Here is a 19,645-nt window from a genome sequence, read left to right on the forward strand (position 1 = left end):
AAGTCGAACGCAGGTGCCCAAGCGCGGCCAGGGAAAATGGGCAACCCCCGCTGCCGTGTTGTTCGGCGAAAAGAGGACGCCCCATGGCTGGGGCGTCTTGGGATCACAGCAGGCCGGCTTCGGCAAAGGAGAAGGGCGTGCCCGAGCCGACGATCACGTGGTCTAGTACGCGGACATCGATCAAGCCCAGCGAAGCGCAGATGCGCTCTGTGAGAGCCCGATCAGCATCGCTGCTCTGGGAAACGCCCGACGGGTGGTTATGCACGAGGATGACTGCGCAGGCGTTCAGATCCATCGCTCGCTTGACGATGACGCGTGGGTAGACCGCGGCCTGGTTGATCGTTCCTTGGAACAGGGCGTCGAAGGTGATGGCTCGATGTTGGCTGTCAAGGAAGACAACGCCGAAGACCTCGTGGCGCTCACCGGCAAGCTTCAGCCGCAGGTAGTCGTAAAGCGCTCTGGGACTTGGAATTGGCGCCTCCCGTTGGAACATGCGTCGCTCCAGCACATGGAGCGCGCGGTGGACCAAGCGGGTTTCCTGGGCGGTGAGAGTAGGGCAGGGTGTGGTGCTGGGTTGCAGCACCTCGGACGTGGCAAGTTGCGGCATTTGGAGCCTCCGGCTTTCATACGAAGAGGAGCCGCACGCCCACTGGGGAGTGAAGGCCCCGTGGGTTGACGATGATGGGCATCAGTCAGCGATTGCGCGCTGTTCGTCCGCGGTTCGGATGCGGGGCGGACTGGTGCGATCGGCGCATGCGCGCCGCAGCCTTGAAGATCACGGCTGCCTGGGAAGGGAGGATGTCGTCCTCCACTACCTGCGATCAATACTGGGCATTCGGAGCACGGAAGCCCAGCCGGAATCTGGGCTGGGAAGTGGTCCCTTTTGAGGTGCTCTGCACGAACAGAGCGCGCCGGATCGTGGGGACTTGTTCAGCGTCACTGCGGCAGGCATCCGTCCCGGACGGGTGGAGTCGCCAGAGTGGCTGACCCAGATCCGTGGTCAATGTCGTGCGTCGTGCGATGTCAGCATGTCCAGAGCGGACATCAGCGCATCAGCCGGCACCGCCCCGCTGAGGCGCATTTCATTGCCGCTGGCGCGGTCCCGTAGCTGCAGTGTCGGCGTTCCGCTGATTCCAGTGCCGGACGCTTGCAGCGATTGTTGTATGACGGTGGCTTCCGACTTTTCGCCTTCCACGCACGCCTGCATCTGAGGCGTCATGTCGGGATAGCGAGTGCTTTCCGACACGCCGCGGCCTTCGGCGCGCGTGTGTGCGTAGATCCAGTCCACCGTGTGCCAGAAGCCTGCATGGCCGCGTTCGTTGCCGGCGCATTCGGCGAGCCGGGCCTCCTGGCTGGCCGCCGGCTCATGCGCCTGGAGCGGGAGGTGATGCCACTGCAGGTTGACGTCGTGCGTCGCTCCGACCCAGCGCACAAGCTGGGGAACGTAGTCCCGGCAGTACGGGCATTCCAGGTCGGCATAGATGGTGATGGTGAAGCGCGCATCCGATCGGCCGAGCGTCCAGGGCGGCCCTGGGGGCAGGGGCGGCGCCGGTTGGGCTGGCTGAGCTTCTGAGGACGCTACCTGCGGCGCATCCGGCCAGATCGCGATCGCGAGCGCAGCGGTCAGCAGAACAGCCGCTGCGGCGATCGGCCACTCGATGTTGGAAAGCGCCGTGCGCCAGCGCAGGAGTCGGGTGATGGTGGGTCGCATGGGGGGGCTCCATATTCAGCCCAGGGCGTGGTGCGGCAGCGGCTCGATGCCGCGTGCGCGATCGATGCGCTCGGCGACCAGGATGGCGGCGTCGAGCTCGTGGATGCCTTGCTGCTGCATCAGCGCGAAGCGTTCGGCTTTCTCTTCGGGTTCGGTCATGGCCATGGCGAGGTACAAGCTGGGCGGTACGGCCCGAAAGAGGAGTTCCATGGACTTGGAGAGGATGACGCCCTCGGTGAACTTTCCTGCCTCCTTGCGCGCCGACAGCATCAGGGCCTTCTGCGCAGGGTTGAGTTCGCGGAAGCGGGCGATCTTCTCCACTTCGTCGGGCGGCATGGAGAGGCAGATCCACCATTCGATCATGTTGAGCATGGGCTCGGCGGCCTTTGGCAAATCGTCGAGATTCTGAGTCGCCAGCCAGAACCAGGCGCCGAGCTTTCGCCACATCTTGGTGATCTTGACGATGTAGGGCGCGAGCAGAGGATTCTTCGTGATGATGTGGCCCTCGTCGGTGACGTTGATGATGGGCCGGCCGAGGAACTGGTCGCGCTCCGCGATGTTGTTGACGGTGTTGATGAGCGAGATGTACGCCACCGAGAGCTGCGCGTTGTAGCCCTCGCGCGCATAGGTGGCGAGGTCCACGATGGTGATGTCGGCCTCGGGCCAGGGCGTGCCGGCACGGTCGAACATCTCACCGTCCGTGCCCTGGCAGAACATATCCATGGCGTCCGCCATCTCCAGCAGCCGGGCACGGCGCATGTCCGGCAGGTTGGCGTCGCCGGCCCGTTCCTGCAGCGCGTCGCGCACGTCCCGCGTCAGCACGGTACTGCCTGCGGCCGTGCATCGGCGGGCGGCATCGAGGATGCATTGCCGGATCAGGCTGCGGTCGGCGCGCGTCATGCGCGCCTCTTCCTTGTCTTCGCCGCCGGTAATCATGAGGCGGGCGGTGATCTCGAGTTCGCCGAGCACGTCGCGTTGCTCGTCCCCGTCGGACGCGGAGCCGCCCGCATCCGGCGCTTCATCGAGCGCGTCGGCGTCGAGCGTGCGGACCTGGCTGGGTGTGTCCACCAGGCGCCGCGCATCGGCGAAGGGAGCGAGGCTGACGCCCGCGCCCGGGGCGAGCCGCACGCGGTTCACCGTGAGGCCGAGGCGGGCGGCGAAGTCGCCGAACAGCCCGAAGGAGTTGCCGGCCTCGACGATGAAGAGGCGAGGGCGGTACATCGCCGTCACCTGGTTGAGCAGGTTGTTGAGGGTGGCGCTCTTGCCCGATCCAGTGGGTCCGAACAGGAACAGATGGGCGTTCATCTGCCGGTCCAGCCGGTTGAGCGGGTCGAAGGTGATGGTGTCGCCGCCCCGGTTGAATAGCGTGATGCCGGGGTGGCCCGTGCCGCGGCTGCGCCCCCAGACCGGCGCGAGGTTGGCCGCGTGCTGCACGAACATGAGCTGCGTGTACCACTGCCGCGTGTCCTTGGCGGGGTCGAAGACGCACGGCAGCCAGCGCAGGTAAGTGTTGAGGGGGGCGACCTCGTCGTCCTCGCGCACCGGCTGTAGGCCGGCGCCCAGCATCACGTTGGCGAGCTGCACGCCGCGCTCATCCAGCTGGGCGAGATCCTGTCCGCGCAGGTAGAAGGCGAGTGCGCCGCGGTAGAGCTTGTGCGCGCTGCCGATCAGTCCGCGTGCCTCCTGCACGTCGCGGCGGGTCTGCTCGGACGCCAGCGTCTCGCCCACGGCCTTGCGCGCGAGGTGGTTGAGATGGGATTCGAGTACGTCCTGTGGCGTGGCGACCAGGGTGAGGCACATCACCGTGTCCTCGGGTAGCTGATCGAAGAGCGCGTTGATCGCGTCTCCCTTGCGCGTTTCGCCCGTGAGGTGACCCGTGCCCGGCGCGTTGCGCAGACGGTCCATCACCACCGCGCGGTGGGGCATGCCGTCGAACCACCAGATGCCGTTGTCCACGTCGGAGCGCGGCGGGCCGAAAAACAGCCGCTGGGCGAAGTCGGTGCCGCTCGCAAGTTCGATGTCGCCTTCCTCGGCTTCTTCGGGATAGCGCGTCAGGTCGTAGAAGCGTTCCCTGTCGAGCGCGGTATCGCCGAGCAGATGCGGCTGCGGGTTGAACCAGCGCAGCAGCCATGCGTGGATGTCCGCTGCGCCCAGACGTTCCGCTTTCACACCGGCATTAGCCAAGCCGCCCTGCAACCGGTCGCAGATGGTCGTCAGCGCCTGCTCGGGCGACAGGCCGCGGCGCTGGCCGGAGGCGTCGCCGAGGCGCCGGTAGACCACCATGCGTACCCTCCGGGCCTGGCCGCGCCAGGGCAGGCGCGTCACGGCCGTGTCCTCGAACAGGCCGCCGGGCTTGGCGATGGCGCGCAGGTGGTGGGCGAAGAAGCGCTGGTAGAAGGCGGTGAACGCGGTGTCGCGCGCCCGCGGCTGCACGTAGGCGTCCAGGCCGCGCAGGTAGCGTTCCCAACTGGCCTCGTCCTGGGCGTAGAGCTGCACCACCCATGGGTGATCGTCCAGTTCGTCGAAGGCATCCTGCAGCGCATTCTCCAGCGCATCGCGCGCCTGCCACAGCCACGCCATCTCGCGGCCTTCCGTGCCGATGGGCACGAGTTCAAAGAATGCCGCGACGGACACCCCGTCATCCAGCAGCATGCTGCGCGACTCGGGCAGGTACTCGGCCCAGGGCAGCATGTCCACGAAGGAGGGCGATACGCCGTAGAGGGCGCGCTCGTCGTCTTCGGTGGCGCGCGGCCGGCCCGGCGGGCGCGCGTGCGTGCCGGGCGCCGGAATGCCGTTCTCCGCGAGCCGGGCGACGTGTTCGTCCCAGGCATCCGGCGGGTCCGCGGCGGGGTGGTCCGCGGCGACCGAACCCATCGCTGCGACACCGCTGCGCAGTCGATGCAGCGCGCCCGCGGCGCGCTCGGACCAGCGCCAGCGCGGCCGCCGCGGCATCAGTAATCCTCCACGCGTTCGCCGGGCATCGCGTATTGCACGCGCTGGTACAGCGGGAACACCGTGCTGTAGCCCGGCACGGGAACGGGATCGGTGCCGGCGAGGTGGGGGAAGACGTACATCACCAGATCGGGGTTGGGCAGCCGGCGGAACTGGCGGTAGATCTCGTTCTGCGCCGTCCGGGTGTAGGCCGCGTTGTCGGCGGGGATGGCCTGGACGTCGGCTGCCGTCAGGGGGCGGCGCAGGACCTGGCGCGCGTCCATCAGTTGGCGTGCCGCCGCGCCGCCGACCTGCGCACCGGGCACGCTGGCGCCGGCGGTCTCCTGGTCCCAGATGTCGCGCATCGTGCGATCGCCATGCGACAGCAGGTCGTCTTTGTGCGTCGCGCAGCCAGACAGCAGCAGGGCGATGGTGGCAAGCAGGCTGCGCAGCGCCCCGCGACGCTCAGTCCAGGTCGTTCGCATGGGTTCCTCCGGTGGTGTGGCGGACCTTGCGGCCCTGGGCTTCGTAGTCGATCTGCACGGGTTGTTCGAGGTGGACGGCGACCTGGGCGCCGGGTGGCACGTACACCGCGGCGAAGGCCTGCCCGTAGAGCTTGTTCACCCACTGGGACATCTCCTGCACGCCGCCAGCGAGGATGCGGCCCATGGCCTCGTTGCCGGAGATGCCCACGGTGCCCAGCGAGCCGTTGCCGTTGCTGACCACCGCCACGCTGCCGCTGTCGCTCTTGATGAGCGATGCGGCGCCGGCGCCAGCCGCGGTGATGAGGGCCTGCGATCCGAGATATTGCTGCGCGTTGCTGCGCCGCTCGCCGCTGACACAGGGGATGCCGTGTGGGTCGCTGATCCAGCCGAGGCCGCCCAGGATGGAGCCCTGGCCATCCGCGGCGTTGCCGTTGCCCGAGCCGCCGCGGCTGCTGCCCGCGCCGCCCTGGGCCTTGTCGTCCGGGATCGTGCGGATCGTGCCGTCGCGGAACACGAAGGTGACCGAGCGGATCTGGCCGCGCACGCACGAGAGCGTCCAGTCGCCCGAGGCGGTGCCGCTCACCACGGCGCCCGCCACCTCCGGCAGATCGATGCCGTTGGCCGTCAGGTTGTCGGGGCCGATGAGGACTTTGAAGGGATAGGGGTCGTTGACCGTGCCGTCGATCGGCACACGCCCGATGAGGGCCGTCATCGCGACGGAACCCATCAGGGTGGCGTTCGTGGGCAGGGTGTAGACGGGCTTGGCGGGCTTGGCCTCGGTGGCGGGCGAGGTGCCGGCCGGCGTGGCGGATGCGGAGCCGCCGCCCGCACCGCCATCGGCGGGGCCAAAGCGCATCGGAAAGCGATCGGCCTTGCCCGGGCCGCCGGGTGCGGTCTTGCCCGCATCGGGCCGCGCGTCGTCGGGTTCCACCCACCGCACGCCCGATGCGCCAGCGGCGCCGAAGCCCTTGCCGTCGCCTTCCTCCAGCCCCAGCCCGACAGGCAGGTCGGCGGAGCCGCCCTTGGCGCCCAACTGGTCCAGCTTGTGCTGCAGGTCCTGCAGCATGCTCTGGGTCTGCTGCTTGTCGCCAGCGACCTGTTCGTTCTCCTGGTGCTGGCGGTTGCGCTCACCGTCGATCGCGGCCTGGATGCGCTGGTCAATCGAGTTGTCGCGCTGGCGCAGGCGCTCGTTTTCCGCGCGCTGGTTCCTGTTCTCGCCGACGGCGGTCTGCAGTTCGCCGCGCAGTTGCTTGACCTGCGCGACCAGGGTGGCCACGGTGTCGCGCGGGGTGTCACCGTCGATGCCCAGGGCCTTCATTTCCTCGGGCGTGAGCTGCGCGGTGCCACCTTCTGCGGACTTGTCCGGTCGCGAGGAGGTCAGATGGATGCCGAGGAAGACCAGCAGCGCGACCACCGGGATCATCAGCCACTTGAGCAGACCGTTACTTTTCATGGGCGGCTCCCGAAGGCTGGTGTGGAGCGGCCGGCGTGGCAGCTGGAGCCACGGCGGCGTCGAGGGCCGGCGGTGGGAGGTTTTGCGCGGCGTCGATGCGGCTGATGCGCGGCAGCAGCGCGTCGCCCAGCCCGCGTCCGCGCGTGACGAGGTAGAGCACCGTGGTATCGGTGGCGTCGCCGGCCGGCCCCAGGCCCGGGTGCTGGAAGGTCGCGGCGACGAAGTCGCCGATCAGCATGCGGGGATCGAGGTCCACCCAGCGCGGCGAGGTGTTGGTCAGGCGTACCGCAGTCACCCACTGGTCTTCCATGCGCCACGCGGCCAGGGCCTGCGCGCGCACGGGCAGCGACGGCGCGAGCGCGTCCAGGTTCAGGCCGCGGCGCAAGTTCGCCTGCGACACGCCTATGGCTGGTTCCACCGTGCGCAAGGGGGCATAGAGGCTCTGCGCGGCATAGCGGGTGAGCACCACTGCGACCGGCGTCTCGTGGCGCGCATGGGTTCCCGATTCGGCGGACCCGGACGCCCGCACGTCGGCGGGGCGCTCATCGGCGCCTGCGTCGCTGTCCGGAGTTCTGTCGCGGGCGCCGTAGCGCTTAGCCGGCGTGTCGCCTTCGACAATCCGCACGGGCTCCAGCGTGGCCTGGCCTTCCTTCGGCGCTTCGGCCGCGATGTCGATCAGGATCAGCGCGCCGCTGTCGGCGTCCTGCAACTGCAACCGGGTCGGCTCGATCGCTTCGCTGGCCCGCAGGTAGATCGCGCCGCCAGCGCTCTGCACGCGCAGGCGATCGGCGATGGTGGCGGGCACGCCCACGCGCACGTTCCGATCGATGAAGACCACGCGCTCTTCCCCGACGCGCAGGGGCACAGCCAGCGGCATGCGTTCCCAGCGAAGGATCTGTAGTGCCTGGGCCGCGGGAGCGACGCCCAGCCAAAGCATGGCGCCCAGTGCGAGCGCGCGCAGGGCGAAGGGGATGGGTCGGTTCATGGCGTGCCTCCAGGCAAGGGCGCGGCGGGCGCGGATGGGTTGCCCGGTGCGGTGGTCGCTGGCGCCGCGGCGGGCAGCGTGATGCGCTGCGGAGCACCGCTGTAGCAGTCGAGGGCCAGGCCGAACGGGTTCCGCTCGGGATCGACATCGAGGCGGACCACCTTCAACGGGTAGCGCACGAGCGCCCGCTTCACCTGCTCTCCCGCGTAGTACTCGTCCGCGGCGACGTCGAGCGTCACGATCCAGTCGCGCTCGGACAGCACCTTGACGCGCGTGGTCGGGTCTTCGCCGTAGCTGCGGCCCGGGATTTCGTAGAGGCCGCGCACGCGCTGGCGCAACTCGCCGTTGGTGCGGCGTGTCTCGTAGTCCTGCTGCAGCAGAGCTTGGCAGGACGGGGTGAGGTAGGCTGACAAGGCGCGCAGGTTGCGGGGGTAGTCCTCCTCGCCATTCGTCGGCCAGCGGTTGAGCTGCTGGAAGATGTAGTAGCCGAAGGCGTACACGTTCTCGGGCGGCACGTCCCACCACTTGCGGGTGCTGCCCGAGCGCAGATCGGGGGGCACGTGGATGGTCAGGTGGCGCGGCGCATTTGCCCAGCCGATGCCCAGCAGCACCGCCAGTGCGAACAGCGCCGCGCCCACCCGGCGCAGGGTGCTCACGTGCGCCTGCAGGTGCGCCACCTCGTTGCGGAAGCGGCTCATGGCCGGCCCCGGGGATGCAGGTGGCGTGGATGGAAGCCACGGTGGCCACGCGGGCGGCGAACGGGCGCAGTGCGGCGCGTGGTCCAGCAGCCCGAGCGCGTGACCAGCCCCTGGCCGCCGAGGCGTGCGGCCCACAGCGGATGGCGCAGGGCCAGCCGCCACTGCATCTGGCGGTACAACCATGTGTCGGGCCGGCCGCGTTTCGCGCGCCGCAGGATGCCGCCTCCGATGAAGACGCCCGCGGCAATGCCCGCCACGATCATGGTGGGCACCATTGCGATGCTGCGCGTGATCCACGCCAGCGGCAGCCCCACAGCCAGTCCGGCGGCGGCGGATGCGCCGGCGCAGACCCAGAGTTCGTCGGCGGTGAGGCCGCGCACCACCACGGGCTGGCGGTTGAGCCGGTGAGGGAGGAAGGCGACGAGCCCGTCGCGTGTCGTGTCCTGGGGGGCCATGGGCACGCTGCTACAGGATGGCCGTGGCCTTGGTGAGCAGCCAGATGCCGACCACCAGCAGCATCGCGCCCACGGCCACGGTCAGGCCGAACTGGCCCCAGGTGGCGCGGCCGGTATGGATTTCCGAGTAGCGCGTGTAGGCGTGATAGCAGACGCCGACAAACATGGAAGCCACGACGAGCAGCGCGACGAGCAGCACGATGTCGTAGCCGTAGTTCTGCAGCGTCTGCAGGATGCCCTTGCCGGCTCCGCGCGACGGGTCTTCCATCGTGGGCAGGCCGACCGCGAATGCGGGTGTCGCTATCGCCAGCAGGGTGGCCGTCGCGAGGATGGGAGCGGTACGCGTGGCGCGACGTCGGGGGAGGGTGGATGCTTGCATGGCAGGTCCTCGGTTCATCGGATTTCTCAGGAAAGGCGGGATCAGCGGGAAAGCAGCAGGAACGTCAGCACGAGGTAGAGCGCGAGGAAGCGGACAACCACCGCGAGAAACTGGCGCTGCGACAAGCGCTGCTCGGCCCAGCCCGCGTAGGCGGCGCGCATGGCCCAAACGCCCCAGAGCAGCAGCACGGCGAACACGAAACCCAGTACGACATCGGCGACGGCCGAGGCCGGGAACCCGCCGTTGGCCTGGAAGGCAGCGAGTTGGTCCGCGGTCGCGGTCATCGCCGCTGCTCCGCAGGTGCGGGTCTCGGCGCGCTGTCGCGCGTGTACTGGCCTGCCAGTGCGGACGGGTCGCGCGGCTGCGCGCGCACCGGGACCAGATAGCTGGCGACGCCCGCCTGCATGCGGCGCATGTCGTCGTGCAGGCGCGCGTAGTCGAAGTGGTATCGGGACGGTTCGGAGGCAGCGGTAGGAGCTGCCGTGGCGGCGAGCCGGTCTGCCTGGTCGAGCAGACGCTGTGCCCCTGCCAACCGCTCGCGTTCGAGGGCGCCGTCGGCCCGAGCCGATGTCGTGCCGCAAAGAAGTGCCACGGCCAGCACGCCGGACAGGGGGAGGCGAGGGGATGCGGCGTGGCTGGCCGTGGCACGCGAGGTCATGTCGGTCTCCTTGCTGTGGGGAGACTCGATGCTGCGCAGGCGCACGGATGGGCGCCGCCATCAATGAGGACGTGGCTTACACCGCATTGAGGTTCATGACGCGATGTGCTGGTTGCGCGTTCCTGGATGTTGCACCAAGGAACCCTGAGGCAGCATGCATTCGCGGTCGGGATGTGCTGCACCGAAGGGTCAGGGCTGACCCTGCCGGTGAATGCCTCGGGGCGGTTGGTGGGAGCCGAGCCGTATGGGAAGACGTTTTAGGGGTCTGCCGTTATGACGTGAATAACGAATGTGCTGCCCATGCCATCCGACCTCGATAGCGTCGGAAATCTAGGGAAAAAGGACGCTGGAATGCAAGCTCTGTGTCGTTTGACACAGGCATCCGCGACAAGAAAAATAGATGGAGTTGCCCTTCAGGAACAAAATTCAAGGAGGATCAAACGATGAGACACACGTGGCTTTTCGTCGCAGCCTGCGCAATGGCGCTGTCCAGTACTGCCCAGGCCCAGGATGCCAAGGCTTTGGACCAGTTGGAGGTCATCTCCCGCAGCTACGCAAAGGACAATCACGTGGCTGAAGCGGAAGCCTCGCGGCGCCTGGAGCTCAGGCAGGTGCTTGCCCGGTCGGAGATCGAGGCTTTCAAAGCGGACTACGCCGACCGTCTCGATACCTCGTATTGGGACGATAGCCGCGACGGGTTCAAGCTCGTGCTGCGACTCAAGCAGGGTCCGCTACCCGCTATCCATGAGTTGTCCACGGCGCACGGGACCATCCCGGTGAAGTTCACACTGGTGTCCGGCAAGACGCTGGACGAGATCAGCGCCATCCTGGCGTCGAACCAAGCACACCTACAGGAGCAGGTGCCCGGCTTGCAGGGCACTGGTATCGATGAGGTGGATGCTGCGATCGTGCTTTACGTCTTCGTCCCTGCGGAGGAGCAAGCTGCCTACGAAGCGGAGAACGCAACGCTGAGTCGTCAGCTCGGCGTGCCTGTCAGGTTCAAGTTCCTGCCGGGCCCCATGGAATCAGAACCACAAGAGTCGCCCGAGCCATCGTCCAGCTCAACGCTGCCGACACAGAGTGCGCCAATGGCAACGACCCAGTCCCCCTATGTGCGGGGCGGCTCGCAGATCCTCAATCTGGACAACGAGCACCAGTGCACCGGCGGCTTCATCGTTCGGAACAAGGACAACACCAAGTGGGGCCTGGTCACCGCGGCGCACTGTGGCAAGAACCTCATGTACGGAAACTGGTCGGATGCGGCGAGCGGCGCACAGGTCACCGCGAAGCTGACTTACGAGGACCGGCTTTTCGACGCGACACACGACTTGGCATGGTTTTCTTTCCCAGTTCTGGGCTACCGCCCACTTGGAGAAGTCTTTGCGAGGGACACCTGTTCCAGTTGCGGCGTGGCGATCCTCTCCGCCGCAGCCGCCGTAGCTGGAGATCGGGTATGCCACAGGGGCTTGCAGACCGGTTGGACGTGCGGCGTCGTGTCGAGTAGCACGGCGAGCTTTAGCAGTAAGGAGTGCAACGGACAGGTCTGTGACCCCCTGGCCTACAAGGTGGTAGTGGGGGACGACTTGGCGTGCTTTCGTGGTGACAGTGGCGGGCCGGTCCACTATGGAAATATTGCCTACGGCATCGTCAAGAGCGCTTCCTATGCGGGCGTCGAACCGGGCCGGTGCGGCGCGCTGGTTTTCAGTCCGATTGGCAAGATCGTGGACCTGGGCCTACGGCTGTACTGATTCCGGTATGCCGCACCTCTACCGGCTCTACCACTAGCGCATCGCGCGCAGATCAAATTCGTTCAGCCGGCCTAGACGTCGTGCATGAACCACACGCCCCGCAGCAGTACGGTCAACAGGAAGCGCAATGCAGGTGCGCGTAGTCGAAGTGGTATCCAGACAGCTCTGAGGCCGCCCCGGAGCCGCCGTGGCGGCGAACTGGTCCACATAATCGAGGTGTCGCGTCTCCGCCTGTCGCTCAAGTTCGAGGGCGATGTCGGCGTAGGTTGATGCGGCCCGGCAAAAAAGTGCCACGGTCAGCACCACGGTCAGGGTAGGTGGGGATGCGGCGCGCCATTGCGCCAATGCTTCGGCAATCAATGCGGGAGAAGACCTTTTCCGTCGCACCGCGTCGATCGGCAATACCCCGAACAGACGACTGATCAGAGGCGCGTTGCTATAGCAGTGGCATGTCAAGCGGGACTTTCACTCAGCGTTCGGGAGGCCTATCACCCAGGGCTTGCCGCGCCCGTTCCTGAACAGCGGCGGCCCTCATAATTTTCCCAATAGGCACGCCAAAAGCAGCCTGACACCATTGCCCACAGATCGCTCTTTCAGCGCATCGCCTGGGATAGGTACCGCGAGGACCATGGTGTGAACTCCAGCTTGTTCCGCAGCGAGGTCTATGAGAACAGGCGCAGCGTGCTTGCCGGTTCCATATCCCTGCGGGAACCGCGGAGCGGCTGGGCGTTCATGGGGTTCGGGATGTGCGCAGTCCTCGCGATCGCGTTGTTGCTCGCGTTAGGTCAGTACGACCGCCACGGGCCGGTCAGCGGGGCGCTGGTGCCGAGCGATGGATTGCTCACCGTGGTGGCCCCCGAGAGAGGGCCCATAACACGCGTCTTCGTGCGCGAGGGTGAGTGGTTGCGAGCGGGGCAGCCGCTGCTGGGGATTGCCGAAACGCAAACCAGTGCATCGAGCGGAGATGCCGGCGTTGCCGTGTTCGAGCAAATGGCCTTCAAGCGCCAGCGGCTGTTGGATGACCTCACCGGGCAGGACCGACTGGCCGGCATGCAGAGCCGGGACATCCAGCGCGCGGCGCTCCTGATACCTCCGGTGGATGATCCGGTGACCGATTCACCCGTCGATACCGAGCAATTCGTGGTGGCCGAGCTGCCGATGGCGACTGTGCTCCCTGCGGCGACGACTTTGCCGGCAGAGCTCTGGGTTCCCACGCAGGGCTCTGGTTTCATGCGCAAGGGAGGGGAGGTCGTCATCCGATACCGTGCCTACGGCTACCACCAGTTCGGCCAGTACTTCGGTCGTGATCACCAGGTGTCCCGCGATTTGTCGTCGCTGTCCGAGGCGAACAAGGTCCCAGGCAAGGAGATCAAGAAATCAGGCTACCGTGTGCTGGTGCACCGGGAGAATCAGCACGTGCAGGTGTACGGAAGGCCAGAGGCTCAGCGGCCCGGCATGACGCTCGACGCCGGCATACGCCCCGACCGCCGCCGGCTCTTCGAGTGGATCTTCGATCCGCTCTACGGCTTCGGACAGCGCTCGATCAAGGATTGTGAGCATGGCTGAAGAGCCCTGGGATCGCATGCCTTGGCACTGGACGGCCTGGCGCGCAGCAGCGATGCTGCCGCAGTCCGGAGCGGACGGGTATCGGCTGAGCCACGGAACACGCAGATGGACTGGATGACCAGCGCCGGGCCGGCGGCCCGCAAGGCAGAGGACCAACCGGATGCGCGGCGCTGCAGATATTTCATCGCCGACGATCATCCGTCTGCGACATTCGCCGTGCTGCAACTGCTTGCCACGGCATTCGCCGTGCCTGGATCGCACTGCGCCACGTTCCATGGAAGCGAGGTTCTGCTGGATGCCTGCGCGGAACCTCCCGGTGGCGTTGTCCGGTTGGTGGTGCTAGACCTGCTGATGCCCGGCAAGCTAAAGCGGGCTCGCCTAGTGCGTGCAGTACTGCGGGCAGATCCGACTGCACGGGTGGTCGTCCACACCGCGGAGGAAAGCGCGTTCCTCGCGAGCGAGGTGTTCCGGGCCGGTGCCCTGGGGTATGTGGCGAAGACGAGTGCCGTGACGGAGCTCGCGAAGGCGATCGAGGCGGCTGGCTCGGGCTGTCGATACCTGGACAGCAGCATCGATGTGGACAGCATCAAGTCCCACCCCTGGACATCCTTGACGGACGCGGAGCGGTCGATCCTGCTCGCCTTCAGCCGTGGCGAGAAGGCCGGGGAGATTGGACAGCGCACCGGGCGCAGCTACAGCACGGTGACGACGCATAAATACAGCGGACTGGCCAAGCTCGGTTTGCGCGATGGCGGTGAACTGCTCCCCTACCTGTATGCCAACGGTCTGCAGTTCGAGCTGGACGGGGCCGATGAGCAGTGAGCGAACCTGGTCCAGGCGGGACGGTGGCGCCGGCAGGCTCCCATATGTGATCGCCGCTGTGGCTGCTGCAGCCAGCAGGTCGCTGCCCGTGTGCGCATTCCGCCCGCAGCGCGGCTGTGGCCATCGCCCGATCCGCCGTATGGCATCAGACTGACCGCGAGACCGCCATGACCCGATCCCCGAACCGTCCTCTCCGCCTGACACGCCTGACACGCCGTTTCGCAGGTGTCGCCATTGCCGTCTGCCTGTTTGCCGGGCCCGCCAACGCGACGTGGATCGTCAACGACCCGATGTCGATGGCCAAGGCGCTGCAGGAGTACGCGGAGCAGGCCAAGCGCTGGACCGAGACGATCAAGCAATACCAGATGCAGCTGGAGCACTACCAGCAGCAGCTCATCAAGCTGCAGCGGCTGCAGTTCGGCGATTCCACCATGGCCGACAATTTTCCGGAGCGGCCCCAGGACTACGGCCTGGAGGACAGCTGCCCGGGTGCGAGCCAGAGCGGCATCAACGGGCTGATGAACCAGTTCAAGGCGTTGGCGCCGGACATGAACGGCAGCGCGGTTGACGAGCAGATGAAGGTCTGTGCGCGCATCGTGATGGCGAAGAATGCCCAGTACAACGAGACGGTGCGCATGCTCAAGCGCCTGATCCAGCGCAACGAGCAGTTCAAGCAGGTGCAGTCGCAGCGCGATGGGGTGGGCACCAGCCAGGGCGCGCTGTCCGCCAACGACAACGAGGTGCGGCGCTTCGTGGCGCAGAACTCCATGGATCTGGATTACTGGCAGGCGCAGATGAAGGCCTACGACGCCTACATCGTGGCGCTCAAGGACGACCAGTCGAGGCTGGCCAGGCGGGCGCTGGACGGCAACAAGAACATCTTGGGACAGGTGATCCAGGCGGGCGTGCTGGCCGGGGCGCTGTCCAAGTAGACGCGCAACAACTTCACCCTCACGACACAGCAGACGGAAAAAATTGGGATGAACGGAGTCTTCGACACCGCAACGCACTGGATGCAGCCGCTGGCGGACACCACTCTGGGGGACTTCGTGTTCTTCCGGCTGGTCAACAACTACTTCACCGACGAGATTGCTGAGTTCGGCCTGGACCTGATGCGCCGCACGATGCATTGGGTGAGCGTGATCGCGCTGACGGCGACCACGTTCTGGATCCTGATCCAGGGCTACCGCATCGCGACCGGGCAGTCGCGCGAATCGGCGATGGCGACGATGGTCAAGGCAGCCAAGGTGGCGGTGATCCTGATGGTTGCCTCCACCATCGGCGCGAACGGCGCGGCGCTGCACAAGACGATGACGGACAACCTGGACAAGGAGATCCACGGCTTGTTCACCGGTGACGACAACAGCAGCGCGGCAGACTCGATCGACGACAACCTCAAGTACACCCAGCTGGCCCTGTCGGCGCTGGATGCGGTGCGTGTGGACGCCAACGATCCCGAATCGATCGAGAAGAAGGGGCGCTCGATGCTGCTGGCCAGCTTCGGCACGGCCAGCCCCCCGATGGCGGCCGGCGCCATGCTGCTGCTGTTCAAGTTCACCATGGCATTTCTGGTGGGCATCGGCCCGATCTTCATCTTCTTCCTGATGTTCGACCAGACCAAGGATCTGTTCCGGAAGTGGCTGTTCTACGTGCTGGGCACGCTGTTTTCCATGTCCATGCTGTCGGTGGTGTCGGCGATGGTCTTGAAGTTCACGGCCAAGGTGGCGGCGGCGTACTGGGCGATGAAGTTCATTCCGCTGGCCAACGCCGAAGGCCTCTCATCGCAGGCCCTGCAGCAGGGCGGGATCGGGCTCATCATGACCGCGCTGATCGTGACGGTGCCGACTATCGCGGCGGCGGTCTGGCAAGGCAACATGGGCACGTTCATGACCTACACGGCCTTCGGCCCTGCGAATGCGGCTTCTCCGGGGCCGCAGGGGCAGCCGCCGGGTTCCTACAGTCCCCCGCAAACCCGCCCGGATTCGCAGGCTTCGTCGGGTTCGATGGTGGGCTCGGCCAGCCACCGGCTCGGCGGGGCGCAGGCCAACAGTTCTCCTTCCGAGGGCAGTGGCGTCATGGGCGCGGCCAACCGCGATACCAGGATCAGGTGACGTGAACGAGAGAGCTATGTACCTAAAACTTCTATCGCTTTGCATCTTGATGTGCGCCGCGTATGGCGCGCACGCGGAAGGCGGATGTCCCCCCGGCCAGTATCCGATCGGCGGCCAGGGGGCTGCCGGTTGCGCCCCGATGCCGCAGAGCCAGGCGGCCCCGCAGGAGGCTCCCCGGCCGACCGGGTACTGGGTCAAGACCTGGGGTGCCATTGCTATGGGCGCGGGCGACGGCTGGAACAGCCTGGGGGTGACGACAGGCAAGGCATCGAAATCCGAAGCGGAGGCTGACGCGCTGAGGCGCTGCTCTTCCGATGGAGTGAAGGATTGTCGAATCGGTTTTGTCTACAAAAACCAGTGTGCGGCTGTCGCGGAGCCGCAGGTGGGGGGACGGGCCTACCTCGACGGGCCGACCAGCTTCGCCGCGGCAGGCGATGAAGAAGCAGCCAGCGGCGTCGCGATGGAGCGTTGCGAGCGGGAGAATCGCGCGGTTTCCGGTATGCAATGCAAGGTCATCTACACCGCATGCTCCAAGGCGGTTTTCAAGAGCTATTGACGGCGGGCCTCAAGCGAGGCTGAAAGGTTGGCTACCCCCTCAAGGAGAAAGGGTCGTGAAGAAGCGTGGATTGTTTGCCGCAGCGCTGTTGTCGGGCATGGCGTTGCCCTCGTGGGCGCAGACCGATGGCTACTACGAGTTCATTCCGTACTACAACAACGACCCCTTCCTCTTTTGCACGATCGGCGTGCCCAGTGACTGCTGGGCGCCGATCAATCCCGCCACGGGCGCGTTCACCGTCACCAACCCGTACTGCTACAACGCCTACTCGTCGGCGATGTATGCGCGCGTTTGCCCCCATGCATTCACCGGAGGGAAGGTAGGGGCGGCGGCGACGCCCCGTTCTTCTGTGGTGCCGGACAGCGCCGCCGTTCCCTGAACCGATCGACGCAGGAGTCGTGACATGTCCCACATGGCGTTGTCGAAGGAGTGGCAGGCTTCCGTCCGGCGCACGTCCGTGCTGCTGACCACCGCCTTGCTCGCGCTGCTGCTCACCGCCGGCATGGCTGCCCTCGCGTACCGCAGCGCCGCCAACGTGGCGCTGCTGGTGGCCCAGGGTACGGCGGTGGTGGGCGCAGTGCTGCAGGTCGGCATCGTGGGGCGGCTGAGCCTCCTGATGCTGCGCGCTTCGCGCGCCTGGTGGCGTCTGCGATCGGGGGGCAAGCGGACGGAGGAGTCGAAGCAGTTGCGGCGGTCCATCGCGCAGGCGGTCGTCGTGACCGCGCTGATGTCGATGTCGGCCCTGGCGGCCGCGGCGCTTGCCGGCTCCCTGCCGGTTTTTATGCAGGTGCCCGAGCTGGGCTTGTCCTTCCTCATTTTGATCGCGATGCTGCTGGTACAGGGCATGCACGTGCGAAAGAGTTGCCGCCGGCTCACCGGCGCCCTCGCCGCTGCGGAGCATGCCGCGCGGCGCACCCTGGTGGCCTGAGACCCATTTCGTGAACGCCAAGATCCCCTGTGCTTTTTCCCTTCTGCTGCTGTTGACAGGATGCAACCCGATGAACACTGCCTCGGAGAATGCCGGCACGCCACGCGCGGAGGCCGGCGGCGACCCGGTGTACCGAAAGAACTCCCGTCCGACGCAAGCCTTCCGGATCACGATGACGATTGAAGGCTCGCCTGGCGACTTTCGGTCCGTCAAGGGCGCAGCGTTCTATCGAATCACCAACTATGAACAATGCACGCCTGTGGATCCGGTGGCGGGTGCTTGGTCGAAGCAGCGAGAGGAGAGTGTGCCTGCGACCTTCCAGAAGATCGACGACAACACCTACGTGTCCACGATTTATGCCGATGGGATGGTGGACGCAGACTACTTCGGCAAGGGCATTTGCCACTGGGATCTGATGGGTGTGGGGATGTCGCTCAAAGCCTCGGGGACTGAGGACGAGACGAATTTCTCCCCCAGTCTGGAGAAGGTCCAGATCATGGATTCGAGTGCCAAGACCACCTATTTCTGGAGGGGCCACTACCCCAGGGAGGACGTGAAGAACTTCGCTGATGTCGGCAGTGCAAGCGTCGAAGATTTCAAGGAAAGTGCTCGCGACGATCTCTTCAAAGTCACCCTGTCGGCCCAGAAGGTGGAGCCGTGAAGCTCACCGATCAGCAATATGCAGCGCTTGCCTATGACGTCTATTCGAAGCCCAGGCAAACGGGCGTCAACAGCCCTGAAGTGGACATCGGTGGCGTCTCCTACAGGCGTCTGGAATATGTGGATCGTCCTTCGGGATATCAGGGAGTCCTCTACCAACGCGTCGATGATGGCCAACTGATCGTTGCCCACCGTGGCACGGAGTTCGATCGACAGCCCTTGCAGGATGGTGTGCTCGCCGACGGTGGCATGGTCGCTACACGGCACAACGCGCAGGTGGCTGATGCCCTCGACTTCACGCGCGAAGCCCTGGCGTATGCGAACACCCTTGGCAAGGGGCGCGAAGCCCCGGAGGTTTCCGTCACCGGTCACTCGCTCGGAGGAGCGCTGGCTCAGGCGAGCGCCCACCACTTCGGCCTGAAGGGCGAAACCTTCAACGCCTACGGCGCGGTCAGCCTGGATCGCCGCATTCCCGAAGGCGGTACCGACGTCATCAACCACGTCATGGCCGGCGACCCCGTCAGCGCTGCCAGCCGGCACTACGGCCAGGTCCGCATCTACGCGACGCCCGAGGAAGTCGCCACGCTGCAGCGCGCCGGCTACGACAACAGCAAGAGCGGCTGGGATGCGCGCAATCCCTTCAGCGCGGTCGGCGGGTTGATCGTCGAGTCGCACCGCATGCACAACTTCCTGCCGGTGGACGGCAACGGGCGGCCTGATCGCTCGGTGCTGGAAGACCCGTCGGCGCACCAGCGTGCCGAGCAGTACGCGCCGATGATCGGCAAGTACCGCGGCGATGTCGAATCCATGCGGGTCGGCACGACGCTGCTTGCGCGCGGCGTGCGCGGGCTGGCCGGTGACGCCGTCAACGAGTTGCGCGGGCCGTTGCCGGCGGGCGAAGGCCGGCAGGGCCTCGGTGCGCCGGAATGGTCGGAACACATGCAGCGGCTGCATCTGCCGAAGACGGAAGCCCGCGAGCCCCAGGGTTGGCACGTGCCGCTGAAGGTGCCGGAGCACGGCGCGGCGTTGCCTGCCGACCTGCAGGCGGATCCGCTCTATCTCGCCATCAAGGGAAAGCTGCCCGCGGATGTTCCGGCCATGGCGGCGATGTATGCCACCAACGAGGCCCGGCGCGACGGCATGACCCGACCGGAGCAGATCAAGAGCGTGCAGGTGGACAACGGTGCAGCCTGGATCGAAGGGCACACACCCGGGTTTCGCGTGAAGGTGGATCTATCGGCGCCGCAGGCGACCATGGCGGCTGCCGCAGACGCCCGCGCGGGCGAGGAGGCATCGCGCAACTTGCAGTCACAGGAAGACACCAGCGTCCAGCAGGCACCAGCCCGGGCGCGCTGAGGTAGTATCCGGCTCGGCCTCGTCAACGTCGCATAGACGTCTGATCGCCGCATGTCGCCTTCACGGCGTGGGTTTGAACAGCAAAAAGAGATCTGAGCGCACGCGCAGCAGGCGCTGAGCGTGCTCCCATTCTTTTGCCGGAG

General features: G+C 66.4%; 21 protein-coding genes. 10 read left to right on the top strand and 11 right to left on the bottom strand.

From position 1 onward, the window contains the following. Window positions 1-103: 103 nt before the first annotated feature. The 11 genes from radC to CEK69_RS03115 form a co-directional block, all read right to left on the bottom strand. Window positions 104-607 (bottom strand): DNA repair protein RadC, encoded by a 504-nt coding sequence (gene radC, locus CEK69_RS03065; protein WP_152243753.1) that lies wholly within the window; start codon window positions 605-607, stop codon window positions 104-106. Window positions 608-1,000: 393 nt separating this feature from the next. Then, on the bottom strand, window positions 1,001-1,711 hold the full coding sequence (locus tag CEK69_RS03070; protein WP_152243755.1) for a thioredoxin domain-containing protein: 711 nt from the start codon (window positions 1,709-1,711) through the stop codon (window positions 1,001-1,003). Window positions 1,712-1,726: 15 nt separating this feature from the next. Continuing rightward, window positions 1,727-4,585 carry a conjugative transfer ATPase gene (locus tag CEK69_RS03075; protein ID WP_152243800.1) on the bottom strand — a complete coding sequence of 953 codons (2,859 nt, stop codon included), beginning with the start codon at window positions 4,583-4,585 and terminating at the stop codon, window positions 1,727-1,729. Between the two features lie 77 nt (window positions 4,586-4,662). Then, window positions 4,663-5,127, bottom strand: coding sequence for a TIGR03751 family conjugal transfer lipoprotein (locus CEK69_RS03080; RefSeq protein WP_148829089.1), 465 nt, complete (start codon window positions 5,125-5,127; stop codon window positions 4,663-4,665). Then, the gene (locus CEK69_RS03085; protein WP_148829090.1) at window positions 5,108-6,580 is read right to left on the bottom strand and encodes a TIGR03752 family integrating conjugative element protein; all 1,473 of its coding nucleotides are present in this window, start codon (window positions 6,578-6,580) and stop codon (window positions 5,108-5,110) included. The genes CEK69_RS03080 and CEK69_RS03085 overlap by 20 nt, the downstream gene beginning before the upstream one ends. After that, complete coding sequence (locus tag CEK69_RS03090; protein ID WP_152243757.1) at window positions 6,570-7,565, bottom strand: TIGR03749 family integrating conjugative element protein; 996 nt, start codon at window positions 7,563-7,565, stop codon at window positions 6,570-6,572. The genes CEK69_RS03085 and CEK69_RS03090 overlap by 11 nt, the downstream gene beginning before the upstream one ends. Continuing rightward, window positions 7,562-8,263 carry a PFL_4703 family integrating conjugative element protein gene (locus tag CEK69_RS03095; protein WP_148829092.1) on the bottom strand — a complete coding sequence of 234 codons (702 nt, stop codon included), beginning with the start codon at window positions 8,261-8,263 and terminating at the stop codon, window positions 7,562-7,564. The genes CEK69_RS03090 and CEK69_RS03095 overlap by 4 nt, the downstream gene beginning before the upstream one ends. After that, window positions 8,260-8,718: a TIGR03750 family conjugal transfer protein gene (locus CEK69_RS03100; RefSeq protein ID WP_148829093.1), complete on the bottom strand. Its 459-nt coding sequence runs from the start codon at window positions 8,716-8,718 to the stop codon at window positions 8,260-8,262. Before CEK69_RS03100 ends, CEK69_RS03095 begins: the two co-directional genes overlap by 4 nt. 10 nt (window positions 8,719-8,728) lie before the next feature. After that, entirely contained in the window at window positions 8,729-9,097 is a 369-nt protein-coding gene (locus tag CEK69_RS03105; RefSeq protein ID WP_148829094.1) for a TIGR03745 family integrating conjugative element membrane protein, read from the bottom strand. 41 nt (window positions 9,098-9,138) lie between these two features. After that, complete coding sequence (locus CEK69_RS03110) at window positions 9,139-9,381, bottom strand: TIGR03758 family integrating conjugative element protein (protein WP_148829095.1); 243 nt, start codon at window positions 9,379-9,381, stop codon at window positions 9,139-9,141. Continuing rightward, window positions 9,378-9,755, bottom strand: coding sequence for an RAQPRD family integrative conjugative element protein (locus tag CEK69_RS03115; RefSeq protein WP_152243759.1), 378 nt, complete (start codon window positions 9,753-9,755; stop codon window positions 9,378-9,380). Before CEK69_RS03115 ends, CEK69_RS03110 begins: the two co-directional genes overlap by 4 nt. Before the next feature lie 479 nt (window positions 9,756-10,234). Between CEK69_RS03115 and CEK69_RS03120 the strand changes: the two genes are divergently transcribed. The 10 genes from CEK69_RS03120 to CEK69_RS03165 all read left to right on the top strand — a co-directional run bounded on the left by CEK69_RS03120 (window position 10,235) and on the right by CEK69_RS03165 (window position 19,502). Then, window positions 10,235-11,503, top strand: coding sequence for a S1 family peptidase (locus CEK69_RS03120; RefSeq protein WP_226975017.1), 1,269 nt, complete (start codon window positions 10,235-10,237; stop codon window positions 11,501-11,503). 633 nt (window positions 11,504-12,136) lie between these two features. Further along, window positions 12,137-13,069 carry a hypothetical protein gene (locus CEK69_RS03125; protein ID WP_152243763.1) on the top strand — a complete coding sequence of 311 codons (933 nt, stop codon included), beginning with the start codon at window positions 12,137-12,139 and terminating at the stop codon, window positions 13,067-13,069. 105 nt (window positions 13,070-13,174) lie between these two features. Next, window positions 13,175-13,891, top strand: coding sequence for a response regulator transcription factor (locus CEK69_RS03130; protein ID WP_226975018.1), 717 nt, complete (start codon window positions 13,175-13,177; stop codon window positions 13,889-13,891). Between the two features lie 296 nt (window positions 13,892-14,187). Further along, a complete protein-coding gene (locus tag CEK69_RS03135; RefSeq protein ID WP_152243804.1) occupies window positions 14,188-14,823 on the top strand; it encodes a hypothetical protein in 636 nt (211 codons plus the stop codon). Between the two features lie 48 nt (window positions 14,824-14,871). Further along, complete coding sequence (locus CEK69_RS03140) at window positions 14,872-16,002, top strand: type IV secretion system protein (protein WP_152243765.1); 1,131 nt, start codon at window positions 14,872-14,874, stop codon at window positions 16,000-16,002. A 139-nt stretch (window positions 16,003-16,141) separates the two neighbouring features. Continuing rightward, on the top strand, window positions 16,142-16,558 hold the full coding sequence (locus CEK69_RS03145) for a DUF4189 domain-containing protein (RefSeq protein ID WP_226975019.1): 417 nt from the start codon (window positions 16,142-16,144) through the stop codon (window positions 16,556-16,558). Between the two features lie 55 nt (window positions 16,559-16,613). Then, window positions 16,614-16,937, top strand: a complete 324-nt coding sequence (locus tag CEK69_RS03150; RefSeq protein ID WP_152243769.1) for a hypothetical protein — start codon at window positions 16,614-16,616, stop codon at window positions 16,935-16,937. Between the two features lie 24 nt (window positions 16,938-16,961). Continuing rightward, the gene (locus CEK69_RS03155) at window positions 16,962-17,486 is read left to right on the top strand and encodes a hypothetical protein (protein WP_152243771.1); all 525 of its coding nucleotides are present in this window, start codon (window positions 16,962-16,964) and stop codon (window positions 17,484-17,486) included. Between the two features lie 70 nt (window positions 17,487-17,556). After that, window positions 17,557-18,147 (top strand): hypothetical protein, encoded by a 591-nt coding sequence (locus tag CEK69_RS21175; protein ID WP_226975022.1) that lies wholly within the window; start codon window positions 17,557-17,559, stop codon window positions 18,145-18,147. Beyond that, window positions 18,144-19,502: a hypothetical protein gene (locus CEK69_RS03165; protein WP_193313875.1), complete on the top strand. Its 1,359-nt coding sequence runs from the start codon at window positions 18,144-18,146 to the stop codon at window positions 19,500-19,502. Before CEK69_RS21175 ends, CEK69_RS03165 begins: the two co-directional genes overlap by 4 nt. Window positions 19,503-19,645: the final 143 nt, after the last annotated feature.

This window comes from Xanthomonas sp. LMG 12462 (assembly GCF_009192885.1).
GTDB lineage: Bacteria > Pseudomonadota > Gammaproteobacteria > Xanthomonadales > Xanthomonadaceae > Xanthomonas_A > Xanthomonas_A sontii.

Bases quoted from the DNA above. Each gene is read 5' to 3' on its own strand.
- radC (WP_152243753.1), bottom strand. From the start codon at position 607: ATGCCGCAACTTGCCACGTCCGAGGTGCTGCAACCCAGCACCACACCC.
- CEK69_RS03070 (WP_152243755.1), bottom strand. From the start codon at position 1,711: ATGCGACCCACCATCACCCGACTCCTGCGCTGGCGCACGGCGCTTTCC.
- CEK69_RS03075 (WP_152243800.1), bottom strand. From the start codon at position 4,585: ATGGGTTCGGTCGCCGCGGACCACCCCGCCGCGGACCCGCCGGATGCC.
- CEK69_RS03080 (WP_148829089.1), bottom strand. From the start codon at position 5,127: ATGCGAACGACCTGGACTGAGCGTCGCGGGGCGCTGCGCAGCCTGCTT.
- CEK69_RS03085 (WP_148829090.1), bottom strand. From the start codon at position 6,580: ATGAAAAGTAACGGTCTGCTCAAGTGGCTGATGATCCCGGTGGTCGCG.
- CEK69_RS03090 (WP_152243757.1), bottom strand. From the start codon at position 7,565: ATGAACCGACCCATCCCCTTCGCCCTGCGCGCGCTCGCACTGGGCGCC.
- CEK69_RS03095 (WP_148829092.1), bottom strand. From the start codon at position 8,263: ATGAGCCGCTTCCGCAACGAGGTGGCGCACCTGCAGGCGCACGTGAGC.
- CEK69_RS03100 (WP_148829093.1), bottom strand. From the start codon at position 8,718: ATGGCCCCCCAGGACACGACACGCGACGGGCTCGTCGCCTTCCTCCCT.
- CEK69_RS03105 (WP_148829094.1), bottom strand. From the start codon at position 9,097: ATGCAAGCATCCACCCTCCCCCGACGTCGCGCCACGCGTACCGCTCCC.
- CEK69_RS03110 (WP_148829095.1), bottom strand. From the start codon at position 9,381: ATGACCGCGACCGCGGACCAACTCGCTGCCTTCCAGGCCAACGGCGGG.
- CEK69_RS03115 (WP_152243759.1), bottom strand. From the start codon at position 9,755: ATGACCTCGCGTGCCACGGCCAGCCACGCCGCATCCCCTCGCCTCCCC.
- CEK69_RS03120 (WP_226975017.1), top strand. From the start codon at position 10,235: ATGGCGCTGTCCAGTACTGCCCAGGCCCAGGATGCCAAGGCTTTGGAC.
- CEK69_RS03130 (WP_226975018.1), top strand. From the start codon at position 13,175: ATGGACTGGATGACCAGCGCCGGGCCGGCGGCCCGCAAGGCAGAGGAC.
- CEK69_RS03135 (WP_152243804.1), top strand. From the start codon at position 14,188: ATGGCCAAGGCGCTGCAGGAGTACGCGGAGCAGGCCAAGCGCTGGACC.
- CEK69_RS03140 (WP_152243765.1), top strand. From the start codon at position 14,872: ATGAACGGAGTCTTCGACACCGCAACGCACTGGATGCAGCCGCTGGCG.
- CEK69_RS03145 (WP_226975019.1), top strand. From the start codon at position 16,142: ATGCCGCAGAGCCAGGCGGCCCCGCAGGAGGCTCCCCGGCCGACCGGG.
- CEK69_RS03155 (WP_152243771.1), top strand. From the start codon at position 16,962: ATGTCCCACATGGCGTTGTCGAAGGAGTGGCAGGCTTCCGTCCGGCGC.
- CEK69_RS21175 (WP_226975022.1), top strand. From the start codon at position 17,557: ATGAACACTGCCTCGGAGAATGCCGGCACGCCACGCGCGGAGGCCGGC.